18 protein-coding genes and 1 pseudogene are annotated in these 21,879 nt (G+C 31.7%); all 19 read left to right on the top strand.

The window, feature by feature from the left end:
* Window positions 1-5 precede the first annotated feature (5 nt).
* The 19 genes and pseudogenes from pglZ to BV55_RS0100585 all read left to right on the top strand — a co-directional run bounded on the left by pglZ (window position 6) and on the right by BV55_RS0100585 (window position 21,649).
* On the top strand, window positions 6-2,318 hold the full coding sequence (gene pglZ, locus BV55_RS0100665) for a BREX-1 system phosphatase PglZ type B (protein WP_029450763.1): 2,313 nt from the start codon (window positions 6-8) through the stop codon (window positions 2,316-2,318).
* Between the two features lie 3 nt (window positions 2,319-2,321).
* Window positions 2,322-4,367, top strand: coding sequence for a protease Lon-related BREX system protein BrxL (brxL, locus tag BV55_RS0100660; protein ID WP_029450762.1), 2,046 nt, complete (start codon window positions 2,322-2,324; stop codon window positions 4,365-4,367).
* Window positions 4,368-4,422: 55 nt separating this feature from the next.
* Window positions 4,423-5,394 carry a PDDEXK family nuclease gene (locus tag BV55_RS0100655; protein ID WP_242850830.1) on the top strand — a complete coding sequence of 324 codons (972 nt, stop codon included), beginning with the start codon at window positions 4,423-4,425 and terminating at the stop codon, window positions 5,392-5,394.
* Between the two features lie 128 nt (window positions 5,395-5,522).
* Window positions 5,523-7,118: an RNA-dependent RNA polymerase family protein gene (locus BV55_RS0100650; RefSeq protein ID WP_029450760.1), complete on the top strand. Its 1,596-nt coding sequence runs from the start codon at window positions 5,523-5,525 to the stop codon at window positions 7,116-7,118.
* Window positions 7,119-7,943: 825 nt separating this feature from the next.
* Window positions 7,944-8,111 (top strand): hypothetical protein, encoded by a 168-nt coding sequence (locus tag BV55_RS15945; protein ID WP_084170455.1) that lies wholly within the window; start codon window positions 7,944-7,946, stop codon window positions 8,109-8,111.
* Entirely contained in the window at window positions 8,104-8,241 is a 138-nt protein-coding gene (locus BV55_RS15980) for a recombinase family protein (protein WP_479723178.1), read from the top strand. Before BV55_RS15945 ends, BV55_RS15980 begins: the two co-directional genes overlap by 8 nt.
* Before the next feature lie 71 nt (window positions 8,242-8,312).
* Window positions 8,313-9,344, top strand: a complete 1,032-nt coding sequence (locus BV55_RS14720; RefSeq protein ID WP_479723173.1) for a recombinase family protein — start codon at window positions 8,313-8,315, stop codon at window positions 9,342-9,344.
* A gap of 247 nt (window positions 9,345-9,591) precedes the next feature.
* The gene (locus BV55_RS0100640) at window positions 9,592-10,797 is read left to right on the top strand and encodes a WYL domain-containing protein (protein WP_029450759.1); all 1,206 of its coding nucleotides are present in this window, start codon (window positions 9,592-9,594) and stop codon (window positions 10,795-10,797) included.
* A gap of 226 nt (window positions 10,798-11,023) precedes the next feature.
* The gene (locus tag BV55_RS0100635; RefSeq protein ID WP_029450758.1) at window positions 11,024-11,584 is read left to right on the top strand and encodes a hypothetical protein; all 561 of its coding nucleotides are present in this window, start codon (window positions 11,024-11,026) and stop codon (window positions 11,582-11,584) included.
* A 180-nt stretch (window positions 11,585-11,764) separates the two neighbouring features.
* A complete protein-coding gene (locus tag BV55_RS0100630; RefSeq protein ID WP_029450756.1) occupies window positions 11,765-12,631 on the top strand; it encodes a hypothetical protein in 867 nt (288 codons plus the stop codon).
* A gap of 239 nt (window positions 12,632-12,870) precedes the next feature.
* On the top strand, window positions 12,871-13,371 hold the full coding sequence (locus BV55_RS0100625; RefSeq protein WP_051652343.1) for a hypothetical protein: 501 nt from the start codon (window positions 12,871-12,873) through the stop codon (window positions 13,369-13,371).
* Window positions 13,372-13,393: 22 nt separating this feature from the next.
* Entirely contained in the window at window positions 13,394-14,314 is a 921-nt protein-coding gene (locus BV55_RS0100620; RefSeq protein ID WP_029450754.1) for a hypothetical protein, read from the top strand.
* An 81-nt stretch (window positions 14,315-14,395) separates the two neighbouring features.
* A complete protein-coding gene (locus BV55_RS0100615; RefSeq protein WP_029450753.1) occupies window positions 14,396-15,967 on the top strand; it encodes a DUF5050 domain-containing protein in 1,572 nt (523 codons plus the stop codon).
* Between the two features lie 14 nt (window positions 15,968-15,981).
* Complete coding sequence (locus BV55_RS15490) at window positions 15,982-16,134, top strand: hypothetical protein (RefSeq protein ID WP_157469575.1); 153 nt, start codon at window positions 15,982-15,984, stop codon at window positions 16,132-16,134.
* Between the two features lie 503 nt (window positions 16,135-16,637).
* A pseudogene (locus BV55_RS14715) lies at window positions 16,638-17,234 on the top strand (metallophosphoesterase); the annotation flags it as partial.
* Between the two features lie 354 nt (window positions 17,235-17,588).
* The gene (locus BV55_RS14990; protein ID WP_029450752.1) at window positions 17,589-18,137 is read left to right on the top strand and encodes a phosphotransferase-like protein; all 549 of its coding nucleotides are present in this window, start codon (window positions 17,589-17,591) and stop codon (window positions 18,135-18,137) included.
* Window positions 18,138-18,442: 305 nt separating this feature from the next.
* On the top strand, window positions 18,443-18,736 hold the full coding sequence (locus tag BV55_RS0100595; protein ID WP_029450751.1) for a hypothetical protein: 294 nt from the start codon (window positions 18,443-18,445) through the stop codon (window positions 18,734-18,736).
* 265 nt (window positions 18,737-19,001) lie between these two features.
* Window positions 19,002-19,157 (top strand): hypothetical protein, encoded by a 156-nt coding sequence (locus tag BV55_RS15485; RefSeq protein ID WP_157469573.1) that lies wholly within the window; start codon window positions 19,002-19,004, stop codon window positions 19,155-19,157.
* A gap of 425 nt (window positions 19,158-19,582) precedes the next feature.
* Window positions 19,583-21,649, top strand: coding sequence for a DUF262 and DUF1524 domain-containing protein (locus tag BV55_RS0100585; RefSeq protein WP_029450750.1), 2,067 nt, complete (start codon window positions 19,583-19,585; stop codon window positions 21,647-21,649).
* Window positions 21,650-21,879 lie beyond the last annotated feature (230 nt).

Below are 21,879 nucleotides of genomic sequence, written 5' to 3'. Positions count from 1 at the left end.
TATTATTGAAGGTAATAGATCATATAATCAATTCACTTAAGTCATCAGCGAATTATAATCCCGAATCGAGTACAAAGCCTAGCTGCATTTTATGGACTGATAAGGAAAGAAAGTGGGAACCAATTATAGATAGACTTAAAACTAATTTAAATGAAGTGCTCGTATTGGGTGAATATAACCCAGAAGAAAGAATAGGTCCAGCTATTTGGATACGAGTAGCCATAGCGGGCAAGGCAAAAGAGTATAAATTACCTTATGGTGAAATACCTATTATATATTTACCGGGGGTAAGTAGGCAAGACTTAAGAGCCATTGAACAATGTCCGGAAGAATTAAAGCCATTAGCTGAACTTCAGTATCGTGGTGTAATATGGTCTCAAATTAATGCTAGAGATTGGACACTATTAGCTTTTCTAAAAAGCAATCGAGGCGGCCTGGGTCTTGATGTCTCTCAAGATGAAGACTCACTAAGTGCAATGGATAGAGCAATTGTAAAATTGCTAGATGAAAATGTTGAAATATTGAGAGGAATGCATTTAGATAAAGATTTTTTTAATTCCTTGATATCAGGTAAAGATATTGATAAAGAGATGTTAATGTGGTTATCAAATCCTGATTATTTTAAAGAGGAGAAAACCAAAGAAGAGTGGGCTGCTTTTAATGATATATGCATATCTAGATTTGGTTTTAATGCAGAAACTGATGGGGTATTATTAGCTGCAGAGAAAATAGGTAATAAAGATAGTTCATGGGAGAGTATTTGGGATAGATTTTGTGAAGCGCCTTCAAAATATGAAGCTATACCAAATCTACTTACAAAGATAGTAATGCCGTTGTTATCAGATAATGAAAGATTTCCGCAATGGAATGAACAAGAGGAATCTAGGTTGCGGAAAGAACTTTTAAATCTTGATGGACTTACTGAACAAGATGCAAAAAATGAGGTATTAAGGTTAGAAAAAGAGCATGGAGCTAGAGTTTCTTCAGTTTGGTCTGAACTTAATGAAGCTCCGCTTGCATGTAGTTTAAAACATCTTGGTTTTGTAGCTTCAATGACTAAACTTGATATAAAAGGAACTTTTAAAGATATTGAATCTATTCAAGATGAAGTGGGTTGGAAGATAGATTATGCAGTAATCGATGCGTATAAATGTGTTATAAAAAAAGAGGATGTGGAAGCTATATCAAAAGCAATCAGGGCAATATATCTACCTTGGTTGGATAGAAATGCAAGGAATTTGCAATCATTAGTAAGAGAGAATGGCTACCCAGTAAATAAAGAAATTCATCCTCAAAATACAAAAAGTTATTGCTATTGTTTCGTGGATGGTTTGAGATATGATATTGCTAAAAAACTAAAAGAAAGACTAGAAAGTAGTAGCATTAAGGTTAAGCAAAATATTACATGGGCATCATTACCCACTGTCACAGCAACATGTAAACCGGCTATTATGCCAATTAATGAGTCTTTCATAGGTGATGATATTGATAATTCGGACTTTAATCCTTTCATTAAAGATAATAATCAACCAGCAACATATCAAAGAATTGTAAAGTTACTTATAGATCAAGATTATATAGTTATAGGTAAGAACCAATTAGATGTTAAAGGAGATAAGGCATGGTATGAATGTGGTAATATTGATGAGGATGGTCATAATCTTGGATTAAGAATAATATCAAATATTGATAGGTACTTAAATGATATTGTTGAAGAAATTGAAGGATTATTTATGGCGGGTTGGGAATCTATTGAGTTAGTTACAGATCATGGTTGGCTATTAATGCCATTAGGATTACCTAAGATTTCATTACCAAATTCTTTGTCAGAAAGCAAGTGGGGAAGATGTGCGTCTATTAAGCCAGGTTCAGTTTTTGATGAAGCTCTGTATCCATGGTATTGGAACAATACGGTGCATTTTGCATTGGCTGATGGTGTTAGTTGTTATAGAAATGGCATTGAGTATACACATGGTGGTATAAGTATTCAGGAGTGCTTGACACTTAATATGACTTTAACAAAAAGTGAAGAACAAAAGGCAAGAGAGATATTTATAACAGATGTTGTATGGAAAGGTATGAGATGTAAGATTGCTGTTGAAGATCTGAATGAACAAGCATTTCTTGATATTAGATTGAAGCCTGTACTAGCAGAGTCTTCAATAGTTATGGGAATAAAAGAATTTAAGAAAGATGGAACAAATTCTGTAGTAGTTGATGATGATTCATATGAGGCAAAGCAAGCTTATATTGTAATACTGGATAAAAATAACCAAGTGTTGTTCCAACAAATTACTATAGTAGGAGGTGAAGTATAGGCTATGGAATTGGACAGAATAGATCAAATTGCAGCATCTGCTCTTGATGGTTATTTAGTAAGAAAAGATTTAGTTAGAACTTTTAGTAGACAATTTCCTGTACCAACATATGTTGTAGAATTTATGTTAGGTAGGTACTGTGCAAGCATAGACCAGGAAGAAATTGAAGAAGGTCTTGAAATTGTTCAAAAGCAACTTAAATCTAGGACTGTTAAAGCTGGTGAAGAAGAGCTTTTTAAGGCTAGAGCGAGGGAACAAGGTGAAGTTAAAATCATCGATATTATAAGTGCTAGATTAGATGAAAAAAGTGATTCATATTTAGCAACATTACCTAGTTTACAGCTAAAGGATGTACGAATATCACCAGAAATTGTTAGTGGGCATGAGCGTATGTTGACGGGAGGTTTCTATGCAGAAATATCATTGGTATATGATGCTGCCATAGCCCAAGAAAATAAGGGACGGCCATTTGGGGTTGAAAGTATTAGAGCTATTCAAATGTCTCAAAGGAATGTTTTAGAATCACTTTCACAAGCTAGAAAACAATTTACTACTGATGAGTGGAAAAAATTCATACTTAGAAGTGTAGGTATAGAACCAGAAGGATTAAGTGAAAGAACTAGAGATGCCTTTCTTTTAAGGATGGTTCCATTTGTAGAAAGAAATTATAACCTTGTTGAACTTGGTCCTAGAGGAACTGGAAAGAGTCATTTATTTCAACAAGTATCTCCATATGCACATTTGGTTTCAGGTGGTAAAGCAACTGTAGCAAAAATGTTTGTTGATAATAATAATGGGCGCAGAGGTCTGGTGTGCCAGTACGATGTAGTTTGTTTTGATGAAGTGTCAGGAATCTCATTCGATAAAAAAGATGGCATTAACATAATGAAGGGGTATATGGAGTCAGGAGAATTTAGTAGAGGTAAAGAAAGTATACGAGCAGATGGTAGTATGGTTATGGTAGGCAACTTTGACGTAGATGTTGAACAGCAACAAAGGATAGGCCACTTATTTGGACCATTACCACAAGAAATGCGTGATGATACAGCATTTATGGATCGTATACATGGATATCTTCCAGGTTGGGATGTACCTAAAATCAATAAAGAATTGTTAACAGACCATTTTGGTTTAGTTAGTGATTTTTGGTCTGAATGTATGAGTCACATGAGAACACAAAGTCGAGTAGCGGCGTTACAAGGCAAAGTTCAATTTGGTGGGGCTCTAAGTGGTAGAGATACTAATGCAGTTAATAAAACTGTTAGCGGACTTTTAAAATTACTCTATCCTAGTGATGAAGAGAATGTATTAGATGAAGATTTAGAATGGGCTGTTAGAATAGCTATGGAAAGCCGCAGAAGAGTAAAAGAACAACAAAAAAAAATCGGTGCAGCTGAATTTAGAAATACTCATTTTAGCTATGTAATGGGTACTGATGGAGTTGAAAAATATGTTGGTACACCTGAATTACAAAGTGAAAATAGTATAGGAACAGATCCGTTGGAACCAGGTCAAGTTTGGACTATAAGTCCAGGAGGGATGGATGAACATCCAGGATTATTTAGAATAGAGGCAAATGAAGGTCCAGGTTCAGGGGTTAAAATTTTAAATAAGCCAGTTCCACAAGCTTTTAAAGAAAGTGTTGGGTTTGCTGAACAAAACTTGTACTCAAAAGCAAAGTTGCTAATTGGAGATAAAGACCCCAGAGAACATGAATTTGCTATACAGTTACGAGCTTTTGATGCAGCAAAAACTGGAGCTAAAGTAGGTGTTTCAGTACTCATTGCATTTTGTACAGCATTATTAAAGAAGAGCGTACGAGGAGGTTTAATTATTGTAGGAGAAGTGAATTTAGGAGGTTCAATTGAATCAGTTCATAATCCGGTTTCTCTTGTTGAAATTGCAGTTGAGAAAGGTTCATCAGCGGTATTGATGCCTGTATCGTGTAGAAGACAATTATTTGATTTATCTGATGAAATGGCAACTAAAGTGGATGTTCAATTCTATTCAGATGCTCGTGATGCGCTGATTAAATGTATGGTAGAGTAGCAAAGAAAATTAAAAAAATTTATACGGAAAATATAAAATTATTTTTATATTAGGGGTGAGGAAAATACTAATACCTATTACAATAAATAAGTCTATAAACATTCAAGATGTTGAGATAACAAATACTAATTTTAAAAATCTAAATTTGAAAGAAGAGCATGTTGAAGAATTCTTAAGGTCAAATATAGAGGTAATATTTCAGGATGAAACTCTTCTTGTTGTTGGTAAGCAGGTTGTCAATAAAGAAAATGGCAGAAGCGATTTAACTGCAGTAGATCAGAATGGTAATCTTGTACTAATTGAAATTAAAAGAGATGTTGAAGATATTAAACAAAGACGAGAGGCTTTTGAATTTCAGGCAATAAGATATGCGGCAAGTTATGCTAAGATAAAAACTACCGATGAGCTTGTTGATAAGATATTTGCTTCTTATATTGAAAAATATAAAGACGAATTTGAATTAGGTGATTTAACTGCCTATGAAAAAGCGACAAGAATATTGAATGATTTTCTTGAAAAGAATAATGCAGCTAAAACCTTTAATTTTAAGCAAAGAATTATACTTATAGCATCTTCCTTTGATAGTCAAACTCTTTCTGCAGTTGCTTGGCTTATAGCTAATAATGTAGATATAAGTTGTTTTGAATTAAGTCCTTTAAAAATTGGAGACAATTATTTCATAGATATCAATAGAATATTACCTCCACCATCTTTAGAAGATTTCTATGTTGAAGTTGATGACAAGAAAAGACCTGTATATTCAGAAAAGAGAAATACACCTATCACAAGATCTTATCTTCCAAGGATGGATAAGTTATTTGAATGGGGAGTCATTAAAGCTGGGAATACTGTTATAATTAAGAATTTTGATAATTCAGAAGCTACAGTTATTGATACTAAAACCGTAGAATATAATGGTCAAAAACTTACATTTAATCAATGGGGAGAAAAAGTTACTGGATGGTCAGCTTTAAGTGTTTATGAATGGACCATAGTTAAGGGTAGTGAAAAGACTTACATGAAATAAGGAAAGAAAAATTGCTGTGTGTTGAAAATGAAACAGAGTAAAGAAAATCAAAAAAACAAGGGCACTATGTGTAAAATCACAAGTATCCTTGTTTTTATATATACATTAATAAGAAACAGGGGGGAACTATGAAATATAATAATTTATATAATTTTAAAAATCCAGTAAAAAACTTTTTAAATATTGACAAGCTAAAGTTTCCAGATAAAGTCTCAGAATTTGAACTTTGGGATTTGTGTTGGGTTAAACCATTTAATTTTAGAGTCAAAAAGCAAGGAGATAAATATCGTACAATTAAAATGCCTAACATATTGAATTTTATGAGAGCTTATGAATATTTTAAAGATATGTCAAATTTTAATGACGTTCAATGCATGGATCCGTTACATAAGCGTTTGTCAGCAAATATTGAAACAGGTGATTTTAAATCTGGAGAATATGACAGGCAATTAGAAGAGGATTTTGAAAAATTATGTATATATGATAATATGATAAAGATAGATATAAAGGAGTATTACGGAAGAATATATACTCATAAATTAGACTTTGAAAATCATGATGAACGATTTTTAACATGTATGAATTTAGGAGCAACTAATGGTTTAATAATGGGAAATTATTTATCATTATATTTTGCTGAACTAAACTTAAAAAATATTAGTAACGATATAGAGATAGAACTTAATAATTCAGATATAGAATGTCGTGAGTTTTCTTATTTTTCTGATGACTTTTATTTCTTTTGTAATAAGAATGATAGTGAAAAAGTAATAAAAATATTTGACCATGTATTAGAAAAATATGAACTTGAAAGAAATGATGGTAAAAAAGAAGTTTGGGATTATGAAGCTTTTAATAGTTATAATATGGTAGAAAGATACTGGAAAAAAATAATGGCTCATTGCAATGAGAAACTTATTAAGGAAGAAAAAATTAAGGAAAAGTATCAAAGTGAAGATTTTGCTTATAAGTTGTATTTCATTAATCAAATAATTTACAGAATCTCAAGCCTTAATGATGAAAAACAAAAAAAAGTCCTTATTAATAATTTTTTTAAAACAAGATATTTTAGAGAATTAGATCTTGATGAATATCAGGTTAAAAATTATGATTATCACCAGTTATGCTTTATATTTAAATACTCTCCGGAGGCCATGTTGTATTCAATTGACAAATTCACTAAAATGGACAAGTTCGATAAGCAAAAGGTAAAAGAATTTTTTAAAGTAAGATATAAGGAGGCGCTTAAAGAGCCTTTTAATGAAGAACAGCTATACTTCTATTATGCTATAAAATTGCTGGAGTTTGATGATATAATAAAAAATGAGAAAGCTTTGGTACTTAAGTCAAATAATCAGATATTAATTTCATATTATTTAAAAGATAAAGAGTTTGATGAGAATGAAATAGAAGAGCTAAAACAAAATACTGATGAAGCTTATTGGTTTCAAAATTATCATGCAATTTTATATACTCCTGAACTGCTAAGTGATTTGCATACTAGTATTAATAAGTATTTGATGCCTAAAAATGCATTTAATAAACCAGAAGATAGAAATTCAAAATCAAAACAGAGAACCTATTATATGAATTTCTATAAGAAAAATTTAGAACTTGGAAATTCAATAATTAGGAATATAGAAGATGTTGCAGAAGAAATTCAAGAGTACTTAGAGTTAAAAATAGAAGAATATGAGAATGTATTTGAAGAGGATATTGATTAAAATTAAATAGTGCAATCTCTTTAGATTCAGTATTAATTATAGGAAGTATCGGGGGAATAGTATCTCTTTTAAATTTTTTAGTGTATAGGAATTTATAGAATTTCCAATAAAATGTTAATCAAAACAAATAAAAGTTATGAGCTACAGTGAATTTTATTGGGTAGTACTGGTGATTTAATAACGGCTTTTTATTCATGTAAAAGTAATGAGAATGGCTATATTGAAGATAGGAGCTATGGATTTGATGAGGTTAATAAATTAAATTAATGAATATTATGGAAAAAATATTGACAAAACACAGTAGAATATGTTATTAGCAAGTGAGTCCAGCAAAGCATGTCCCCACAAGGAACCCAGGGTAGAAGAAAATGGAAAGCTGCCCTTAAACAGAAATATTAGTAATCGTAAATAGCAAGAGAGGCAAGTTGTTCCCCTCAACTACCCAGGAGCCCATGGAATTAACAGGTACAAGCATTTCATTAAAGTAAAATCTAATGAAATGCTTTTTTAATCGAAGTTTCACTGATATGGTACTGTTTGAAAAATGTAAAAGAAGTACAGAAAGAATCCTAGCAAATATTCTCTCGTATATTGAAAATAAGCTAAAGCCTAGAGCAAATAAAGAAAAAACAAGTATATCGTACATCGGGAAAATTAAATTTATTGTATAGGGCTTCTATCCTAGCAAAGCAGGTATTAAAATTAGGGTACATTCTAAAAGTATAGCTAAAATAAAAACTAGAATAAAGGAAATAACCTCTAGAAGTAATGCTCTAAGGTTACAAAAAGTTAAAGAAGAAACTCAAAGAATATGTAACGGAATGGCTGAATTACTTTAAGCTAGCAGACATAAAAAGTATACTTACTAATACAGTCCAATGGTTAGGAAGAAATATAAGAATGTATATGGAACGTCACCCTCTCGCTAAAAACGGAAGACAAGCCAAAACACAGAGTTGCAGCGTGCTGCCGTGTAAGTACCGACATCGATGAGCAAGCTACAAGTTACGAGGCACAGATAGAGCAGTACACTAATTTTATACAACAAAATGAAGAATGGCAGCTAAGTGGTGTATTTGCGGATGATGGTATAAGTGGAAGCAATACTAAAAAGCGTGAGTAGTTTAATCGGAATCCTTAAGCGAAAACGTAAAGCTGGGATTGCAGTTCCGTTACCAAAATGGTGAGGTACAGGTGAACCACAATCGTTTTATGGGATATACCAAAGATGATGAAGGTCATCTAATTATTGAACCTACTGAGGCAGAGATTGTAAAACGCATTTATTTGGAGTATCTGCAAGGAGCAAGGCTAAAACAAATCGGAGAAAGTTTGGAATCAGATGGTATCCTAACTGCAGCTGGGAAAGCAAGATGGAGACCAGAAACTATAAAGAAAATCCTAAAAAATGAGAAATACATCGGTGACGCCCTTTTGCAGAAGACATACACGGTGGATGTACTTACGAAAAAGCGAGTTAAAAATAACGGTATCGTTCCACAGTATTATGTAGAAAATAGCCATGAAGCCATCATTCCCCGAGACCTTTATATGCAGGTGCAGGAGGAAATGCTAAGAAGAGTTAATCTCCATAGTGGTGCTGACCGAAAGAAAAGAGTTTATAGTAGCAAGTATGCTCTTTCAAGCATTGTATATTGCCCAAAGTGTGGTGACATATATCGCAGAATTGCTTGGAATAACAGAGGCAAGCGTTCTTTTGTGTGGCGATGTGTCACCCGAGTGGAACATGGTCCAGAATGCTGTGATGCTCCTACGGTTCAGGAAACAGAACTGCAAGAGGCTGTAATAAAAGCTATCAATATGGCACTTGGTGGCAAGGATGATATGCTTGTAGCATTGGAGCAGAACATTGCATCGGTACTTGCTTTGGAAGATGAAAGTTCTATGGAAAGCATAAATGCAAAACTGGAAGAATTGCAAAAGGAACTGCTGAAACGAGCCAATGCCAAAAAGGATTATAATGACCTTGCTGATGAGATAGACCGTTTGCGAGAACTAAAGCAGAATGCTATGGCAGAGAATGCTGAAAGGGAAGGTTTGAAACAGCGAATTGCTGAGATGCAGGAGTTTCTTGCAGAGCAGATGGAGCAGATAGAAGAATACGATGAATCCCTTGTGAGGAGAATGGTTGAAAAGGTAACGGTTTATGAGGAAAAATTCATAGTAGAGTTCAAGTCAGGCACGAGCGTGGATGTTGAGAGATAAAAGAATAGGTTACAGAAGTTAGCACCTTGCAGAAGCAGGGTGTTTTATGTTTGGAAAACTTCGTTTGTCTATTACATTGGAGTAATTGAAATTTACCAGAAATTGTAGTACAATAAGTTATCTGATTTGTGAAATAAGTGTATTGTATAAACTATAACTGTGCCAAATAATAATTAAAAGGATAAATTCACAAATTTATATATAGTAAGATTTTAATTAAAAATCAATAATGTGAGGTGAAGCTTTATTGGCTAAAAGAAAACTGAGTAGGACAGCTAGGTTTGAAAGAATGTATAGAGTGCTTGAATATTTAAAAAAGAACACAGATAGTGAAAATACCACAACACAGGCAAAGATGAGAGCAAGTAAAGAAATCACTGAATATATGGGGGACAAGCAAACATTCAATCGTCTCATAAAAGATATGGCACGGACAATGAATAGTGGTGAGCATGGATATAAAAAAGAAAGTGAATGGAGAATATATTTTGAGGATTTTAAAGATTATCATGGAGATGATGCCGATAATTTAGAGGATGATGAAAGTGATGAAGTTTATGATGATACAATGCGTATAGTTGGTTTGTATTATAATAGGACATTTTCTTATAACGAAATAAATACTTTGATTGAAGGTGTTTTATCATCTAGAACAATTGATACTAAAACAGCAGATGAACTTATTAAAAAAATTGAAGACAATTTAACAACTAATTTTTATAAAAAAGTTTATAAGCAGATTTGTAAGATACGAGAACCTGAGATAATAGATAGAACATTGCTTAAAGAGAATCTTATTATTCTTCAAAGAGCTATTGATAATAAAGTTAAGGTTAGTTTTAGATTTAATGGTTATACCTATGAGAAGAAGCTTGAACCAGTAAGGGGGACGAAAGATGTTGTTAGTCCCTATTATATAGTAGCAAGTAGTGGAAGGTATTATTTACTGGCTTGTAAGGAAAATTTTCATAGAGAGGGATTACTAAAGAATATGTCCATATGGAGAATTGACTTGATGACAGATATTGATATACCTGGTGTTAATGAGAAATTAGGGATATCAGGAAGTCAAATAACTCCTAAAAATCAAGTTGAAAATCTTCCACTTCAATGGAGCGAGGATTTTCAACTAAAACATTTGAATATGTCCTTTGACAAACCAAAAATGATTACTCTAAAAATAAATAGTGGGGTTAGAGAGTGGAATAAAGATAGAAGGAAAAGTCCTAATTATACATTTTTACATGATTGGTTTGGTGATAATTTTAAATACATAAAAAGCGAAACAGAGATACCATATGATGACATTATTCAAGTTGAATGTTCACCATATGCAATGGTAAATTGGGCAATGCAGTATAGTGATAGAGTTGAGGTCATAGAGCCGAAAGAGGTGCGTGATGCTGTTAAAGAAAAGATTAAAAGAATTAGTGATAAGTATGGTTTGGAGTAAAAATAGATGCTTATTGCAAATAAGAGGGAAAATAAAGGGATAAGGTTATAGCTGACAATTTTATATTTTTCATGAAAAAATTCTTGAATTTAATTTTTAGGTGGAAAAATACACCTATAGTACTTTTATAATAATAATATAAGCTTTATTATTGTTCTTTGAATATTGAATAGTTTGTATTTAAATTAAGTTTAACTAAAAAATGAGATTTGAAGGGAGATTGTTTATGAATAAGGAAAGCAAAATGTTATTGGTTAAAGAGGTATTAAGTCCATTACTAGAAATTGTGTATCTTTATAAACGTAGCCAAGCTTATAATTATGTTCCAGATAGAAAAGAGGACTATGATGCTGGGTGGAATTATTTTGAAAATAAGTTTGATAATATTTATAAAGGTATAAATGAAAACATATTTCTTACAGAAATTGAGTATGAAAAAGCAAAAAACATTATTACAGAAATAAAAGCTTTTGTAAGGACCTTTTCTATGGCAGACGGCTTGCCAGAACGTTACTTTACAATTAATCCTAATTTAAGGTTTTATAGAGTTGCATTCGGGTTACAGGAAAGTGACGATAAAATTTTTTATAGGGTTGCAGCAAATAATATGATAGGATATGTACCAGGAATTAAAGATTTTATCAAGAAAGAGAAGTATTTCAAGGATAAATATGCATGCAATAAAAAAAATAATTTTCAGTGTGATGAAGATGATATCTTTATGGAGGAATTAGCATTTACAGTACGTAAGGTATTTCTTAATGATTTTCCTGAATTTGCAGCATAAAAACGATAGGATTTGTAGATAGAGATAACAAAGAGTGGGCTTTAAATCATATGTATATTGTGAAACACATGCTTTCTAGGTAGGTGTTTCTAAAATATATAGCTAAAAGCACAAAGACAGAGAATAGAAAAGTCTAAAATGAAAATAGATAAATAATAAATGGAAGGGTGAAATACTAAAATGTTAAAATTAAAACAATCTAATATTGAACTAGTAAAAAGCTTCATTAATTTAGATAATCCATCAACTTATGATTTCAAATTACTAAATACATGTTTAAAAGAATGCCACAATCCATTAGAAAGAGAGTTGCTATTTAAGAGGGCTTCCACTAAAGTTTCTGATCCAGATTCTTGTGAATTAACCATGTCTATTATGTGTCTTCTCTTAGAAAAAAACGGATTTAAGGTTATGGGTTATGAAGGTAGGCATATTTATTTAAATGATAATATAATTGTTGAAACGGATACTGCAAATTCATTTATTTCTATTTACAAAGGGGCATTAATGACTAATGTACCTAATTATTATGAGTTATGTGATAAATATAATATAACTGGTAGTTTTATGAAGGAGTATGAAAAAATATATGCACATAGAGATGAATTCTCATTGAATGGATATAATAATGAACTTTTAGAGGAATTTATTATTTTTTCAGGGTTAACCCACTCAATAGGTAATTTTATAATAGGGCCTAAAGGATTTAATGCAGCAGATTCAAAATCTAAATCTAGCATTAATAAAAGAAGTTGGAGTAAGTTTGATAGAATAGATTTATTCCTTGAAAGAGTCTCTTTAGGTAATACATACAGTGAATGGGAGAAATGGTATAGCGAGAATTGTTTTTCAACTTATAATGATTTTTTTTATAGTAATATTGAACAACATTTAGAAAATAATAAGGTGAATTTGAGAGAATCAACACTAATAGATTTGGGAGATCAAGATTTAACAGAGAGGTTAAGAGTAATCAATAAGGTTATTATTGATAGGGGAAATAAAATGGTAAATGATTTAGCTTACCAACGAAAAGTTCTAGGTTGAGTAAGGTTTACTAATCAATCAGCTAGAAGAGGGTTTATTTGAGGAGAAAAAGAAACAAGATGAGGATATGGGTGATACATGTAATGGACATATAAATGGCATGACAAATACAACAAAAGATGATGTAAATGTCTGGATTGAATGAAAATTTTGACAAGAACTATTAAGGTGCTTGAATGATTAAAAAATTTATAAATATATAATTAAATTAGTAGTTTAATAAATTGGAGGTATATATTATGGCTATTTGTCCGTTTTTAAAAGAATCAATGTGGAATGGTAATAAGTGTTTGGCTAGTGGTGATAGGGATGGAGCTCCCATACAGAACCGATTTGCAAATTATTGTGGTGTCAACTTGCTGTCAGATGATTATAAGAATTGTCCGCTATATAAGGATGCAACAGGGAAAAAAGATAGTGGAGGTTGTTATTTGACATCAGCTTGTATGAGCACAAAAGGAATAGAATTTTCAGATGACTGTTTAGAGCTTACAACGCTACGAAACTTTAGAGATTCATATGTTAAAGAAAATTATCCAGAGGATATTGATACATATTACAAGATTGCACCATTAATAGTTAAAAAAATAAAAACTCAAAAGAATCAAAAGCAAATGTTCAATAAAATGTATAACGATTTAGTGCTATCTTGTTGCAAATTAATAGAACAAGACAAATTAAATGAAGCATATAATAAATATAAAAATTATTCACTTCATTTATATAAAAAGTATTTATAATAAATGATCTAGGAGGAATGTTGTGGAAAATATTGATGTGATAAATAATAAGGTAAATGAGCAGAACTTTTTACTTAAGCAAAACATTGAATTACTTGAGCAAGGAATCACATTACAAGAATATTTAGAGAATGAAGAACGGATAAAGTTTGATGGGGATACAGAAATATATAATCATTACGGATTTTATGTAATATATAATAAAACCCGGAATCTCTATCTTTTAGATGGTGGAAATTCATTTAATTCACGTTATATGGATACAGCTATACATATGAATTTTGCTGCTAATAAGGGACAAGGAAATCCGTTTATGCATCAACATTATATAGATGGTGATGATATAATTTTGAAATATCATAGATTGGATAATGAGAAATACCCAAGTGTGGAAGATTATACAATCAAGAAAATTAGTGAGGAAAAATACAAAGCACATGAGAAAAAACTCGAAAAATTCGAAATAGATTTGACAAAACATTATGATTCGATTGGTGAAAGCTACTATGACTATGTTGTGCGTATGACTGATTACAGGACTTGGAAATCAAAGCCTATTAGTCCCAATAAGTACTATTCAGGAAATTTTAAAGGGAACAAAATTAAATCTATTGCTGCGACTTTGCTACAATTGAAGAATAAAAGTGCTTTCTTATATGAATTTCTTAATGCAATAGTAGATTTGATTATTAAATCAATGCCGATTTTTATTTGGCAATTGATAAATATCAGTCATATATCAATAGGAGGAAATACAATTCAGAGAACGTTAAGCAGTATATTTAATATAATCGGTATGTTTCTTAATTCAATTTTTATATATTTAATTTTGTTAGCAATAATTCAAATAATTAAATTGTTTGTTTGTGCTGAAAAAAGACTAAATATCCACTTTAAAGTTTTTAATATTATTATTAAATTAAACTCAAAAGAAAATAATTAAATTTGTTTAAATTACAAAATTCTTGTTATTAAACTGAAATTTTTTTAAAGTATAAGAAAGATAGTATATAAGGAGATTATTATGCGTATAAAGAAAATAATATTGGTATTTTCTCTTTTTGTCATTTCAGCAATGATTTTCGCAGCTTGTACAACAAATAGAGAAAACTCAACACCCGCTAAACGATTAGGAAACACAAACTATAATATTTCTAATGGTGGTAAAGTTGACGAAGAAAATGGATGGATATATTATAGTTTGGATGATGGGTTATACAAATGCAAAGAGGATGGAACAAAAAAAATCAAAATTTTTGAGAGTGAAGGTGGAGTCTACAACATAAATGTAGTAGATAATTGGGTTTATTACAATAACATTGGAGTATATCGTATTAAAACTGATGGAACCTGTTATGAACAAATAGCCGGAGAAGATGTGAGGGGTGGATTACATCTTGTTGATGGGAAAATTTATAATAGCAGTGAATATAGGGTGGATTTTAATGGAAAAAATAAAGATAAAATATATAATATGAATGTCGCATCTGGCTATTCCCTGAATATTGTAGACGGTTATATTTATTTCTATGACACGCAAGTGAATACAAATGAAGATAAAATATTTAAAATGAAGTTAGATGGATCTAAATTACAAGCAATTTATGATGGAAGAACAGACTACATGATTGTTGATGGGGATTGGATTTATTATGAAAATTATAAAAATGGCGATCTTTATAAAATGAAGACAGATGGAACTGAACAGCAACTAATTGTTGAAGGAACTATTAGAGGTATACTTGAATGCGAGGGATATATATACTACGTATCTGATGGGTGCATATATAAAATAAAGACGGACGGCACGGAAAAACATTTACTTATAGATGTTGACTGTTTGCCCGACATGCAATTACATGGAGAATGGCTTTACTATGAAAAAGATAAAAATTTTTATAGAATTAAAACTGATGGAACGGAAAATCAATTATTTGCTAAGCCTGGAGAAGTTCAATTAGATGATAAGTTAAAAGATTCCACTACTAATAATGAAACTTCCGTTAAAAACATTACTTTGGATCGATATTATACAACGAAATTTGGTGAAGGGAATGCTGTTACCTATCCGAATTTTACAATTTCATATCCAAGTAACTGGCAGATTTCAAAACAAGAAGTAACTTCAACGGATGAAACAATAACTCTTTCCAACAAACGTGGAGTTGAAATTAAATATTCACATATAGGTGGAGTTCCAGAAGGTACTTTCGATAGAGGAGGTTCAGCTGTTTCAATGATCCGTGTTGAGGTTTCCAAAGTAGCTGAATCAAAATTTGTTCCCAGATATGTACAAGGCACTAATCATTCAGATTTAGGAAAATTTGTGGTTGCTAAATTAAAGATGACAGGTACCCTAGATATGAAAATCGATTCGGATTTTAAAGATGTTGATGGTTCTGTATCTTTTGCAGTAATACCTGAATCAAAACTAGGAATAGATAATTCTGTAAGACAGCCATATGAATCAGAATTTGCATTTTGGTATAGCGATTATATTTCTTTAATTGCTAATGCCCCCAATGGAAAATTTACAAAGCAAGAAGAGAAAGAAGTGATCTCAATTTTATCTAGTTTTAAAAATGAAGATAAGTAATTATATAAAAAGGGTTGCCACATATAAAGGCTAAGATAAGACAGATTTTAAAATGTCCTTCTTGTAAAAAAACATTTTGTTTAAGAAAAGATGGTACGGAGGTAATGAACAGAGAACAAGATTCTGTTGCTGTTGAAGCAAAACAAAGGATAATAATGGCGATTTAATTGGAACCCAGGACAATATGTGCCGGGTGAAAGAACACCACAGGGTGAATTATATATGCAAGAAATACGAGGGAAAATGTTATTGTACATATTCCAAAGTTTTATAGAGGGCGGTTCAAACGAGCTGCCCTCTATAGTGTATTATAGAACTATTTTATGCTTGCTGCTTTGGGAGATGTGCATTGGTTTGTTTATGGAAATAAAAGACTCTAGTGAGTAACTTGTGCCAAAAATTAATTTAAGCTTACTAAGCACTTCATTAGTGATATGGTAGACGCTTTGAAATATCTAAGCGCAGTATATCATTAAGAGGAAGAAAAATATGAACTGTTTTAAAGACATATGAAGTAAAGAAGCGAGTGAATTTGTATAGATTATTTAACAAAAATAGGAGGTTGGCTATGAATATATATGCCATGAGCGATATACACGGTTGTCTTCTGTCTTTTGATGAAGCATTAGCGATTGTAGATTTTTCTTGAGAGAATAAGCTTGTCCTTTGTGGAGACTATATCCATGGTGGCCAAAATAATTATGGTGTTCTTGACAGGATTATGGAACTAGAACGAAAATATGGTTCCGATAAGATTATTGTTCTTGCTGGCAATCACGAGGATATGGCATGTGATGGTAGGTGGCCTATCGGCGAAGATAGATTTTTGGGGTCTGGAGTGGATGAGGATGACAATGATGATTACTATATTTCATGGATGCAGAATTTGAAACGATATTATGTGGAAGGCAACACGATATTTGTCCATGCAGGTATTGAGGGAGAAGCAGAAGATATGTGGGAATGGGGGACTGACGAGTTTACTTTTACAGAAAAATATTCAGCACAGTTAGGAAATTTTGAATGCGGGGAAGCTGCTATGAAAATAATTGCAGGACACATTGGAACAGCGGTAATATCAGAAAATCTAAGATATCATGATATTTATTATGATGGTGAGTCGCATTACTATATAGATGGTACTGTTTTAGATAGTGGTTTAATTCCTGTTATTAAAGTTGATACATCCGCTAATAAATATTATCGAGTTACAGAAATAGGGGGTGGTCAATATTACCATATAAGGAAGAAGATTAAATATTATTAACGTTTTCGGTATATATCAAATCAATGATTTAGTTAAACAAATAATGTAATTTTTGGGGCATACGAGAGTTTCAAAAAGATATACTTCCTGTCCTCTCGAGCCATGTTGAGAGGATAATTCTGATGACGTATTGTGGTTCGGAGGGGAAATAATAGGGTTTGGCACAACATATAGTGGGTTTAGGGCGATTTATAGATGACATAGGGTAAAACGAATGATTGCAGAGAAAAAGTGGAAATCTTAGTTGATAAACTGATGGATAAATTATATTATATATTTTAGAAGATGTAGAGTAGAAAAACATGAACTATTTATACGCAATTAGACAAATAGGAATTTATATGGAGGATAAAGATGAGTAAGAAAATTATATTACTTAATGGGCCGTCCAGTGGTGGTAAATCGACATTGGCAGTCACACTACAAAAATTTATAAAAGATAAGAAAAATGAGGAATACGGAATAATTTCAATTGATGATTTTCTTAAAATGTCAACAGGTGAAGTGATATATGAGGACGATGTATTTGAGATATCTTCAAATCTTTGCGATAAAGCAATTGAAATGCTTGATTCACAACAAGGTGTTATTATCGATCATGTAATTACAAGTGAGCGAATCTTTAAGCAACTAATTGAGGCTTTGAGATTATACGACATTTACTTGATACATGTTACTTGTCCACTGTTAGAGTTAATAAGAAGGGAAAAAGAGAGAAAAAGCAGATGTTTGGGTTCTGCAGAAGCATCTTATCAGTATTTGTTCCCAAAAGACGACTATGATTTGACAGTTGATACATTTCAATTATCTGTAGAAGACTGTTCGTTACAGATTATTGATATATTGAATTTTAAGACAAATTCCAATTTGCACCACAAACAATTATTTGAAAACAAAAAATGAAAACTATAAATGCACTGAGATAAAAAATCTTTGTGCATTTATTTTATATAAATTTAAAACTAAATAAAGAAACCCAAAGAGGCGAAGTCTTCTGTCAACTTATGATCGATAGTCTTCGCCTCTTTTTTATTTAAAAAACTAATAGAAGAAAGGACTGAGAACAATGTTAAGATATTTTATGTATGGAACATCCTTAGAAGGAATAGAGCAGGTAATGATGCTGGCACCTAATTTACCTCAAAGAAGAAGTGGAATAGTATTTTAGAGATTCTGAGAAAATAAAAATAGAATCCCGGCTTGGTGATATGCTGATAGATTTATATGAACAATCTGAAGTAGTCAAGAAAAAACGTGAATCAGATGAAGAAGCACAAAGAAAAAGAGAAGAAGAGATAAGGCTTCGTGAAGAGCGAGAAAAATTATATAGTGAAGAAGCCGATAAGACAGCTAAACTAACAAATATCGCGCAGGATTATGAAGAGGCTTGTAAAATCAGAGCTTATATAGAAGCATTAGAGTTAAGAGCAGATTTGAGCGATGAAGCACCACTGAATGGATTGAGTGGGCAAAGAAAAAAGCAGATTGGTTTGATCCTATAATAGCAAGAGAAGATGAATTGTTTGGAAAAAGAGAGCATGAAAAGAGTGCTGAGCAGAAGGTTTTAAAAAAATCTAGAGGCTATTGGTGGTAATAGAAATATTAAAAAATTTAAATTTAGGTTAACATAATGAATTAACTATTATAACAAAATTATATTTATTGGATTCAGAAACATCAATTCCCATAATTTTATATATGTATGATAATCTTAAATGTAATGATGATTACAATCTATAAAGATAAATATTTATGCGGAGGGATTAAATGAAAATAACATTACTCGGAATAAATCTGTTTGAGGAAAAATTGTGCGATAAGATAAAAATAGTTATAAATGAAGAAATACAGAAATTGGATAAAACCTTAAAATACTCGTTATCTTTGGAATTTAATGAATCGCTAATATATTGTAGCAAGTGAGTCCAGCGAAGCATGTCCTTACAAGGAACCCAGGGTAGAATAAAATGGGAAACTGTGCTTAAACAGAAATATTAGCAATGGCAAATAGCAAGAGGGAAACTTCGTCTCCCCCTAACACCTCCGGAACCCAGAAAATTACCAAGTACAAGCATTTCATTAGAGTAATTTTAATGAAATGCTTTTTTAGTTGATTTCCATAATAAAAATCGCAAAAGTTATATTAACCAAATTTAAATAAATATAAAAAACAAGCCCCTTATAACTCATATATTAAAATTGACTTCCAGGGATTGGGGGATGTATAATAATGTCAATAATGATAATATTATTATTGCTAAGCAAGGTTAATATGATTTATATATAGTAGTCTAAGAACCGAAACCCCATAGGTAACAAGAATTACTAAGTAAAGGTGGAGAAAATCAATGGATGCAAGAAAAGGTAATATCTACGAAATACTAAATGGCAATAAACAGTTTTTAATACCAGTTTATCAGCGTTATTATAGCTGGAAAGTTGAGCAATGCCAAAGGCTGTGGAATGACATTGTGAATATGCAAAAGACTAGTAAAGCTGGCCATTTTGTGGGCTCTATTGTAAATATAGCAGAGCAAGCGATGCCAACTGGTGTTCAAAAATATATGATTATTGATGGACAGCAGCGTATGACTACACTTACATTATTGCTGATTGCCTTGCGTGATTATGGTATTAATCATCCTGAAGATACAAGCATAAATGCCAGACGTATTGATAATGTTCTTTTGAAAAATGAATACGAATCAGCAGATGAACGTTATAAGATGCTTTTAACTGAAACTGATAAAGATACACTTATTGCTTTAATTGAGCATAAACCTGTTCAAGGTAATGAAGAATCAAGAATTCTATGTAACTTTAAATTCTTTTTATCAAAGGTTGAAAGCATGGAATTACCTTCAGCAAAGGTCTATGAATCTATAGGGAAATTACAAATTGTAAATATTACTCTTGACCGCACTATGGATGACCCACAGGCTATTTTTGAGAGTTTGAATTCTACAGGTAAAGAGTTGTCAGAATCTGATCTTATTCGAAATTATGTGCTTATGGGATTAGAGAATACGGAGCAGACATATGTTTATGAACATATGTGGAGGCCTATGGAACTACTTTTTGATTATGACAAGCAAGACTTTGTTATGGATAAATTCTTCCGTGACTATCTGACTATGAAGCTAACTAGAATTCCTAAAATCAATCGTGTTTATGATGAATTTAAACAATATCATCTAAACTGTGAATTTAGTTCTATACGTGATTTATGTCAGGATTTATACATATATGCTACTTATTATACCAACATGGTGTTTTGCCGTAGTGATGAAGTTTCATTGGTTTTATTATATGAAGATGTCAGTAATTTAAAGATGGAAGTTGCTTACCCATTTTTGCTTAAAGTCCATAATGATTACTCAAATGATACAATTATATTGGATGAATTGAAAGAAATTATTCGACTTTGTATAAGCTATGTGTTTAGACGTAGCATATGCGATATTCCCACAAATTCACTGAATAAGACATTTGCAACTTTGCGTAATGAAATCAAGCTGGACAATTACCTTACTTCAATTAAAGCGTTCTTCATACTAAGAGATGATTATAAAGAGTTCCCAACAGATGACCGATTTACAGCAGCTTTTGTTACTAGAGATATTTATAATATGAGGTCACGTAACTTTGTGCTTAGTCATTTGGAAAACTTCAATAATAAGGCTCCCATTAAAATTGAAAACTTTACTATTGAGCATATCATGCCACAAAATAGCAATCTATGTGATGAATGGAAAGGTTCACTGGGGGATAAGTGGAAAGAGGTACAGAAAAGGTACCTTCACACAATTGGTAATTTGACTTTAACTGCTTATAACTCTGAAATGAGCGATAAACCTTTCTTTGATAAAATGGAGATAGAAGGTGGTTTTAAAGAGAGTGCGCTTCGTCTTAATGGTTTTTTGGTAAAACAAACTAATTGGGATGAAACAACTATTCAAGAACGTGCAAAACTATTAGCAGATAAAGCAGTACGGATATGGGAATTTCCACAGCTTACAGATGTTGAACTTGAACCTTATATGGAGATAGAAAAATCAGTTCAAAAATACGATTTAAATACCTATGATTTTAATGTAGTTACAAAAATGCTATTTAATGCCCTTGATAGACGTATTCTTAATTTGTCCCCAGATATTAAGCGTGAATTCAAAAAGCTGTATATTGCATATAAGATGGATACTAACTTTGTAGATATTGTAGTTCAAAAGCAGCGTTTACGTATTTCCGCCAATATGAAATTTTCACAAGTTCATGATCCTCATGATATTTGTCGAGACATTACTAATCTAGGACGATGGGGCAATGGTGATGTGGAACTGTTCTTTGAAGATATGGATGATATAGATAAAGTCATGGAGGTTATAGAGCAATCGTATGATTTACATGCTGAATAACACACCAACTACCTAAGGAATTCAGGAAATTACCAGGGATAAGCATTTCATTAGAGTAAAATTTAATGGGATGCTTTTTTAATGGAAGTTTCCATGTTGTTTTAAGATTCATGGGATTATACCCCACAGTTTGTTGTATGTTCAATGGGATTTATAATAGTACCTTCAACTTGAAGGTGATCTTAAGTAGTTAGCTTATGGAAAGTATACTTGACATTTGTAAAAAGTAG

This window comes from Clostridium algidicarnis (assembly GCF_000703125.1).
GTDB lineage: Bacteria > Bacillota > Clostridia > Clostridiales > Clostridiaceae > Clostridium_L > Clostridium_L algidicarnis.
Note: the sequence above shows the minus strand (reverse complement) of the source record. Positions and strands in the feature narration are given on the sequence as shown.

Coding starts and splice junctions, on each gene's coding strand:
- brxL (WP_029450762.1), top strand. CDS start 2,322: ATGGAATTGGACAGAATAGATCAAATTGCAGCATCTGCTCTTGATGGT.
- BV55_RS0100650 (WP_029450760.1), top strand. CDS start 5,523: ATGAAATATAATAATTTATATAATTTTAAAAATCCAGTAAAAAACTTT.
- BV55_RS0100635 (WP_029450758.1), top strand. CDS start 11,024: ATGAATAAGGAAAGCAAAATGTTATTGGTTAAAGAGGTATTAAGTCCA.
- BV55_RS0100630 (WP_029450756.1), top strand. CDS start 11,765: ATGTTAAAATTAAAACAATCTAATATTGAACTAGTAAAAAGCTTCATT.
- BV55_RS0100625 (WP_051652343.1), top strand. CDS start 12,871: ATGGCTATTTGTCCGTTTTTAAAAGAATCAATGTGGAATGGTAATAAG.
- BV55_RS0100615 (WP_029450753.1), top strand. CDS start 14,396: ATGCGTATAAAGAAAATAATATTGGTATTTTCTCTTTTTGTCATTTCA.
- BV55_RS14990 (WP_029450752.1), top strand. CDS start 17,589: ATGAGTAAGAAAATTATATTACTTAATGGGCCGTCCAGTGGTGGTAAA.
- BV55_RS0100595 (WP_029450751.1), top strand. CDS start 18,443: ATGCTGATAGATTTATATGAACAATCTGAAGTAGTCAAGAAAAAACGT.
- BV55_RS15485 (WP_157469573.1), top strand. CDS start 19,002: ATGAAAATAACATTACTCGGAATAAATCTGTTTGAGGAAAAATTGTGC.
- BV55_RS0100585 (WP_029450750.1), top strand. CDS start 19,583: ATGGATGCAAGAAAAGGTAATATCTACGAAATACTAAATGGCAATAAA.